This is a genomic window from Paractinoplanes deccanensis (genome assembly GCF_016862115.1).
Taxonomy (GTDB): Bacteria; Actinomycetota; Actinomycetes; order Mycobacteriales; family Micromonosporaceae; genus Actinoplanes; species Actinoplanes deccanensis.
On the sequence record NZ_BOMI01000063.1, the window covers coordinates 104,938 to 112,017 of the forward strand.

At 74.6% G+C, this 7,080-nt stretch carries 7 protein-coding genes; all 7 read right to left on the reverse strand.

The genetic code is table 11. The annotated features are described in order from the left end of the window. Positions 1-2: 2 nt before the first annotated feature. Genes Ade02nite_RS16545 through Ade02nite_RS16575 form a run of 7 tightly spaced genes read right to left on the reverse strand, consistent with a single transcriptional unit; the run spans position 3 to position 7,077 of the window. Positions 3-629 (reverse strand): isochorismatase family protein, encoded by a 627-nt coding sequence (locus tag Ade02nite_RS16545; RefSeq protein WP_239168807.1) that lies wholly within the window; start codon positions 627-629, stop codon positions 3-5. Between the two features lie 2 nt (positions 630-631). Beyond that, positions 632-2,218 (reverse strand): (2,3-dihydroxybenzoyl)adenylate synthase, encoded by a 1,587-nt coding sequence (locus Ade02nite_RS16550; RefSeq protein WP_203763337.1) that lies wholly within the window; start codon positions 2,216-2,218, stop codon positions 632-634. Continuing rightward, positions 2,208-3,380 (reverse strand): isochorismate synthase, encoded by a 1,173-nt coding sequence (locus Ade02nite_RS16555; protein WP_203763339.1) that lies wholly within the window; start codon positions 3,378-3,380, stop codon positions 2,208-2,210. The genes Ade02nite_RS16550 and Ade02nite_RS16555 overlap by 11 nt, the downstream gene beginning before the upstream one ends. A gap of 20 nt (positions 3,381-3,400) precedes the next feature. Further along, positions 3,401-4,153, reverse strand: coding sequence for a 2,3-dihydro-2,3-dihydroxybenzoate dehydrogenase (locus Ade02nite_RS16560; protein ID WP_203763342.1), 753 nt, complete (start codon positions 4,151-4,153; stop codon positions 3,401-3,403). A 2-nt stretch (positions 4,154-4,155) separates the two neighbouring features. Beyond that, positions 4,156-5,490, reverse strand: a complete 1,335-nt coding sequence (locus Ade02nite_RS16565; RefSeq protein WP_203763345.1) for a cation:proton antiporter — start codon at positions 5,488-5,490, stop codon at positions 4,156-4,158. Further along, positions 5,483-6,274, reverse strand: coding sequence for a siderophore-interacting protein (locus tag Ade02nite_RS16570; protein WP_203763348.1), 792 nt, complete (start codon positions 6,272-6,274; stop codon positions 5,483-5,485). Before Ade02nite_RS16570 ends, Ade02nite_RS16565 begins: the two co-directional genes overlap by 8 nt. After that, complete coding sequence (locus Ade02nite_RS16575) at positions 6,271-7,077, reverse strand: alpha/beta fold hydrolase (protein ID WP_203763351.1); 807 nt, start codon at positions 7,075-7,077, stop codon at positions 6,271-6,273. Before Ade02nite_RS16575 ends, Ade02nite_RS16570 begins: the two co-directional genes overlap by 4 nt. Positions 7,078-7,080: the final 3 nt, after the last annotated feature.

Genomic DNA, 7,080 nt, shown 5'->3' on the forward strand with positions numbered 1-7,080 from the left:
TTCTACAGGTGAGATGCGATCTCGGACGCCGTGCCGACGACGCCGCAGCGGTCGGCCACGTGCCGCAGCGCGTCGCGGTGGTGGGCGGGGCTGAAGTCGGCGACCGCGTCGGCGACGACGAAGGGCTGGATGTCCCGCATGAACGCGTCGAGGGTGGTGGCGAGCACGCCGATGTGCGCGTACACCCCGGTGACGATGAGCTGGTCGCGTCCCTCGAGCAGCGACGCCAGCGGCGTGCCCACGAAGGCGCTGTAGCGGCGCTTGGTGATCTGGAGGTCGCCGGGGCCGGGGGTGAGCGCGTCGGTGATGGCGAGCGCGCTCGCCGAGGGCGGCGGCCCGTCGCCCCAGAAGTCCTGGAGCAGGCCGCGCTCGGCGAGGCTCTGCCCGCCCGGCTGGGCCGAGAAGACGACCGGCATGCCCGCCTCGTGGGCGTGCTTGCGCAGCGCTGCGATGTTGTCGACGACGCGGGCCATGAGGGCGTGGTCGGCCGTGCCGAACGGTGCCAGGAAGTAGTTCTGCATGTCGTGCACGAGCAGCGCCGCGCGGCGCGGGTCGGGCCGCCACGGCACGCGGGCCGAGGCCATCGAGAAACCGGTCGGGAGGGGGTACGGGGTGATCCGGGGCAGCATGATCAGCCTTCCTGTACGGCGCGCAGGGCGGCGCGCAGCTCACGCCGGCTGATCTTGCCGACGCCGGTCACCGGGAACGCGTCCACCACGTTCAGCCGGTCGGGGATCTTGTACGCGGCCAGGCCGCGCTCGCGCAGGTAGGCACGCAGCTGGGGCAGCGTGACGGCCGATCCGGCGCGCGGCACGACGAAGGCGCAGGTCCGCTCGCCCAGGTAGGCGTCGGGGACGGCGACCACCGCGACGTCGTGCACGGCCGGGTGGGTGAGCAGGTGGTTCTCCACCTCCTCGGCCGCGATCTTCTCGCCGCCGCGGTTGATCTGGTCCTTGGCCCGTCCCTCGACGACCAGGTAGCCGTCGGGCCGGTGCCGCACCAGGTCGCCCGTGCGATAGAAGCCGTCCGGCGTGAACGCGACCCGGTTGTGCTCGTCGGCGTTCCAATAGCCCCTGATCGTGTACGGTCCCCGCGTCAGCAGATGGCCGACCTCGCCCCGGGCCACCGGCTGGTCCGCGTCGTCCACCACGAGGATCTCGTCGTCGGCGGAGATGGGCCGCCCCTGGGTGTTGAGCACGACCTCGTCCGGGTCGTCCAGGCGCGTGTAGTTGACGAGCCCCTCGGCCATGCCGAAGACCTGCTGGAGCCGGCAGCCGAGCACCGGCTCCACCCGGGCGGCGACCGTGCTGCCGAGCTTCGCCCCGCCGACCTGGAGCAGCCGGAGGCTGGACAGGTCGGGCCGCTTCTCCATCGACTCCACCGCGTCGAGCCAGAGCAGCGCGAGCGGCGGCACGACGGCCGTGACGGTCACCCGTTCCACGGCGATGAGCGGCAGCACCGTCGCCGGGTCGGGACGGCGGGCCAGCACGACCCGGCCGCCGGCGTGCAGCACGCCGAGCACGCCGGGCGACGACATCGTGAAGTTGTGCGCCACCGGCAGCACCGCCAGGTAGACGCTGTCCGGCGTGAGGCCGCAGATCTCGGCGCTGGCCCGCACGCTGTAGAGGTAGTCGTCGTGCGTACGCGGGATCAGCTTGGGCAGGCCGGTGCTGCCCCCGGAGAGCTGGAGGAAGGCCAGCTCGCCCGCGGACGGCCCGCCGGGCAGGCCGGACGGGTCGGCGTAGAGGGAGGCGAGGGCGGTGTGCTCGCCCGGGTCGCCGGCGACGATCGTCCGGGCGGCACCCGCGGCGGTGGCGAGCGTGCGGTGGTCGAAGCCCTCGTGCACGTCGGTCGTCACGAACGCCACGGCCGAGGTGTGCGAGCAGAAGTAGCCGATCTCGGCCGCCCGGTGCGCCGGCAGCGCGAAGACGGGCAGCGCGCCGATCCGGAACAGCGCGAAGATGACGTCGAAGTACTCGGCGGTGTTGGGCAGCTGCACCACGACCCGGTCGCCGCGGCGCACCCCGAGCTGGTGAAAGCCCGCCGCCAGGCGCAACGCGCGGTCGCGCAGCGCGGCGTAGCTCACCTCGCGCCCGCCGTCGACCACGGCGATGCGGTCGCCGTACTTCTCCGCCGACGTGCGCAGCAGGTCGTCGAACGTCTGCCCGGTCCAATAGCCGCGTTCGCGGTAGCGGGCGGCGAGCTCCTCAGGCCACATCGGACTCCTCCAGTCCGAGAGCGGCGAGCATGGTGCCGAGCTTGGCGGTGGTCTCGGCGAGCTCGGCCCGCGGATCGGAGCCGGCCACGACGCCGGCGCCCGCGAAGAGGTCGAGCCCGTCGTCGTCGGCGGTGGCGCAGCGGATGGTGACCGCCCACTCGCCGTCGCCGGAGGCGTCCACCCAGCCGACCATGCCGGTGTAGAAGCCGCGGTCGAACGGCTCCAGCTCGCTGATGGCCGCGCGGGCCGCGGCGGTCGGCGTGCCGCAGACGGCCGGCGTCGGATGCAGCGCGGTCGCCAGGCGCAGCGCGGAGACCGCCGGATCGGCGACCACACCGGTGACCAGCGTGGACAGGTGCCACATCGTCGCCGTCCGGACGAGCGACGGCTCGGCGGGCACGGTCAGCTTCGAGCAGTACGGCCGCAGCGCGTCAGCGACCGCCGAGGCGACCACCGCATGCTCGTGCCGGTCCTTCTCCGAGCGCAGCAGCGCCGCGGCGCGGCGCTCGTCCTCGGCCGGGTCGTCGCTGCGCGCCGCGGAACCGGCCAGCGGGTTCGCCGTGACCCGCGTTCCGCGCCGGGCGACGAGCAGCTCGGGGCTGGCGCCGAAGAGGGTGCGGCCGCCGCCGAGGTCGACGCCGAACGTGTAGCCGTTCGGCTCGCGCCCGGCCAGCGCGCGCACCACCGGCGCCGGGTCGAAGCCCGGCGCCTCGGCCCGCAGCGACCGGGCGAGGACCACCTTGGTGTAGCGGCCGGCGCGGATCTGCCGGACCGCCTCGGCGACCGCCGCCGCGTAGCGCTCCGGCTCCGGCACGGGCCGGATCTCCTTGACCAGGCCGCCGGTCGGCTCGGCGAAGGCGGCGGGCGGGCCGCCGCGGCGCAGCCGCATCGGCACCACGAGGTGCGCGGCCGCGTCCGGGGCGAAGGGCACCGCCCCGACGACCGTGCGGACCTCGTGACCGGCCGCCTCGGCGACGCCGAGCACGGCGTCGACCCGGTGGGCCAGGTCGGCCAGGCCGTCCCGGCGGCCGGACGGCGGAACCGCGAAGTAGGTGCCCTCGGCGAGCAGGGTGCCGCTCGGTGAGGCGAACAGCGACGAGTTGCCCGGGCGGTAGCCCGCCAGCAGCTCGGCCGCGGTGGTCGCGGCGGAGACGGTAGTCACTGGATGGTTCTCCTTGTTGCTCAGGCCCGCAGGGTGGCGCCGCCGTCTACGTAGAGGTCGTGCATGGTGATGTGGCGGGCGCGCTCCGACGCGAGGAACAGCACCGCGTCGGCGACGTCCGAGGGCTCCGCGAGGCGGCCCAGCGGGATCCCGGTGCGGAAGGACGCCGGGTCCCCGGCGATGACCGCGGCCGGGCCGTCCTCGGCCCAGAGCGACCGCTGCATCGGGGTGTCGGTCGAGCCGGGCGCCACCACGTTGCAGCGGATCCCGTACGGCGCCAGCTCGAGCCCCAGGCTCTTGGTGAAGGCGGTCGAGGCGGCCTTCGAGGCGGCGTACGCGGCCATGCCGGCCCGCGGGATGCCGGCGGCGTTGGACGAGACCGTGACGATGACACCGGCCCGGCGCCGCGTCATCCGGCGCGCGACCGCCCGGCTGGTGCGGAAGACCCCGCCCGCGTTGACGTCGAACAGGGCCGCCCAGTCCGCGTCGGAGAAGTCCACGACCGCTCCGGTGCGCAGCACGCCGGCCACGTTGGCGAGCGCCGCGATCGGCCCGAGACCGAGCTCCACGGCCTCGACGACGCCCTCCACTTCGGACGAGACCGAGACGTCCGCGACGTACGCGGTGATGCCGTCGTGCTCCTCGGCGAGCCGCTCGACGCCCTTGGGCTCCCGGTCGACCGCGGCCACCCGGGTGCCCGCCTCGGCGAAGGCCAGCGCGACGGCCCGGCCGATGCCCTGGCCGGCGCCGGTGACGAACGCGATTCCCTCCATAGTCATCCTCCGTGTCCGGCGAAAGCGAGCGCGCGCTTCTCCTCGCGCTCGGTGATCCGCACCTTCGACATCGACCAGCGCAGGATCGGCGGTCCCATCACCGACGTGATGACGGCGATGAGCACGACGACCGTGTACGTCGCGACGGAGAGCACGCCCAGCCGCAGGCCGGTCGCGGCCACGACGACCTCGACCACCCCGCGCGAGTTCATGCCGGCGCCGAGCGCGATGCCCTCCCAGTGCGACAGCCGGCTCGCCCGCGCGCCGAGGTAGGCGCCGGCGAACTTGCCGGCGACCGCCACCAGCAACAGCGCGATGCCGGCGAGCAGCACCTCGGGGTCGGCCAGCGCGGTCAGATCCATCCGCAGGCCCGCGGTGGCCAGGAAGACCGGCGCCAGCACCGAGAGCACGATGGTGCGCAACGGCGTCAGGTCCCGCCAGATCGAGCGCCCGGGGCGGGGGTTGGGCCGCTCGGCGGCGCGCGCCTGCCCGATGAGGATGCCCGCGACGAAGGCGCCGAGGAGCGCCTCCAGGCCCATCGCGTGGGTGGCCGCGGCGCCGAGCAGGATCAGCACCACCGAGGCGGTGATCCGGGGGCCGCCGTCGCCCGCGCGCCCGGCCAGGTCGAGCACCCGGCGCACGAGCGGGCGGCCGACGGCGAAGGCGGCGGCCACGAAGCCGATCAGGTACACCACCGACAGCGTCACGGCGCCCGCGCGCACCCCCGTGGTGGCCGCGGCCGAGACCACCGACAGCAGCAACCAGCCCACGGCGTCGTCCACCATGCCGGCGGCCAGCGTCAGCTGGCCGATGTCGCGGTGCAGCAGGCCCATGTCGGCCAGCGTCTTGGCGATGACCGGGATCGCGGTCACGCACATCGCGACGCCGAGGAAGAGCGCGAAGGTGCCGCGGTCGGCCGTCTCGGTCAGCAGGGCGGCCGGCACCAGGAAGCCGGCCGCGATGCCGAGCGCCAGCGGCAGGAGCAGGCCCGCGAGGCTGACCTTCGCCCCGGTGACCCCGCGCCGGCGCAGCATCGCGACATCCAGCTGTACGCCGGTGACGCCGACCAGCAGCAGCACGCCGACCTGCCCGAGCGCGTCCACCAGGTGCAGCTGCCCCGCGTCCGCGGGAAGCACCCAGGCGAGGGCGCCGGGCGCGAGCGCGCCGAGCAGCGACGGCCCCAGCACGACGCCGGTGAGCAGCTCGCCGACGAGCGCCGGCAGGCCGAGCCGCACCGCGAGCCGGCCCAGGGCCAGCGCGACGAGCAGGAGCAGCGACACCTGGAGGAGGAACACCAGCAGGCTGTGCGGCGCCAGGCTCGGCAGTGGGCTACTCATCGTCGTCCTCGTGGTGGTCCAGGTTCACCACGCCGCGCTTCCAGTAGCCGTCGATCTCCATCCACTTGCGGTTGAGGCCGCGGCCGCGCAGCTCGCGCCGGATCGGCTTGAGCCCGGTGGCCTCGCCGGCGATCCAGACGTAGCCGTCGCCGTCCGGCAGGACCTCCTTCTGGACGGCGGCCGCCAAGGACTCGCCGCGGTCGCGGAAGAGCCACGTGACCGCCCGATGCAGGGGCTGGCGCTCGCTTTCGGCGGCCACCTCGGCGAAGGCGATGACGGTGGCGTCCGCCGGCAGCTGCTCGAGCCAGGCGGCGAGCGCGGGCAGGGCCGTCTCGTCGGCGCCGAGCAGATACCAGTCGAAGGTGTAGGGGACCACGTTGGAACCGCGCGGCCCGAGGATCCCGACGCGCTGTCCGGGCTTCGCCCGCGCGGCCCAGGAGCCGCCGGGGCCGTGCTCGTGCAGCACGAAGTCGATGTCCAGCTCGCGCGCCTCCGGCCGCAGGTGGCGGATCGTGTAGTCGCGGTAGACGGGCAGCGGCGATCCGGGCGGCGGCGGCTCCAGGCCGTCCTCGCCGAGGGTCGGCATCACCGGCAGCTCGGCGCCCGGCTCCGGGAAGAAGACCTTCACGTGGTCGTCGGGCGCGCCGTACCGGAAGCCGTCGAGCTCCGCGCCGCCGAGGGTGATGCGGGCCATGCCCGGGGTGAGCCGCTCGACTCGGCGCACCTCCAGCAGCCGCGGGGTGAGGTCATGCCAGACGAGTTCGACCTCGCGGGCGGTGGTCATGCGGACTCCTCTGCGAAGAAGGCGAGCAGCTCGGCGTTGAGCCGCTCGGGTTGTTCCAGGTAGCCGTAGTGGCCGGCGTCGGCGATCTCGGCGTACCGCGCACCGGGAATGGCGTCCGCGACCTCGCGGGCTCCCGCCGCGGGCGCGATGAGGTCGTCGGCGAAACCGACGACCAGACAGGGCTTCTCGATCTGGCCGTACGCCTTCAGCCGGTCCTCCTCGGCGCCCGCCTCCTGCCGGCTCGGCGTGCCGGCGGGCGCGGACAGCGGGATCTGGAAGACGTCGAGCCAGTCCTGCGCGTTCCGGTCGTCGGCGAGCGTGCGCGGCGACAGGTTGAACGCCGCCCGGACGACCGCCAGATACTCGTCCGGCAGATCGGCGCCGGCCTCCTTCAGACGCCGCTCCCCCGCGGTCATCGCGGCCTGGAAGACGCCGCGCCGGCCGAACGTGGCCATCAGCACCGCCCGGTCGACCAGCTCGGGCCGTTCGAGGCACAGCTCGGCGGCGACCCGCGCGCCCATCGACGACCCGGCGACCCGGCACGGGCCCAGCCCCAGCCGCTCGATGAGGCCCGCCGCGTCGGCGACCAGGTCCGGCATGGTGACCACCTCGGGGGTGTCGCTGGGCGGCAGGCCGCGGGCGTCGTACGTGACGACCCGGTAGCCGGCGGCCACCAGCGCGGGCACCTGGTGCAGGTGCCAGGTGCGCCCGCGCGCGCCGTTGCCGGCGAGCAGCAGGACCCCGGGCCCGCTGCCGGACTCCTGGTAGTGCAGCCGGGCACCCCCGGCGTCGATGACTGGCAACTC

Bases quoted from the DNA above. Each gene is read 5' to 3' on its own strand.
- Ade02nite_RS16545 (WP_239168807.1), bottom strand. From the start codon at position 629: ATGCTGCCCCGGATCACCCCGTACCCCCTCCCGACCGGTTTCTCGATG.
- Ade02nite_RS16550 (WP_203763337.1), bottom strand. From the start codon at position 2,218: ATGTGGCCTGAGGAGCTCGCCGCCCGCTACCGCGAACGCGGCTATTGG.
- Ade02nite_RS16560 (WP_203763342.1), bottom strand. From the start codon at position 4,153: ATGGAGGGAATCGCGTTCGTCACCGGCGCCGGCCAGGGCATCGGCCGG.
- Ade02nite_RS16565 (WP_203763345.1), bottom strand. From the start codon at position 5,490: ATGAGTAGCCCACTGCCGAGCCTGGCGCCGCACAGCCTGCTGGTGTTC.
- Ade02nite_RS16570 (WP_203763348.1), bottom strand. From the start codon at position 6,274: ATGACCACCGCCCGCGAGGTCGAACTCGTCTGGCATGACCTCACCCCG.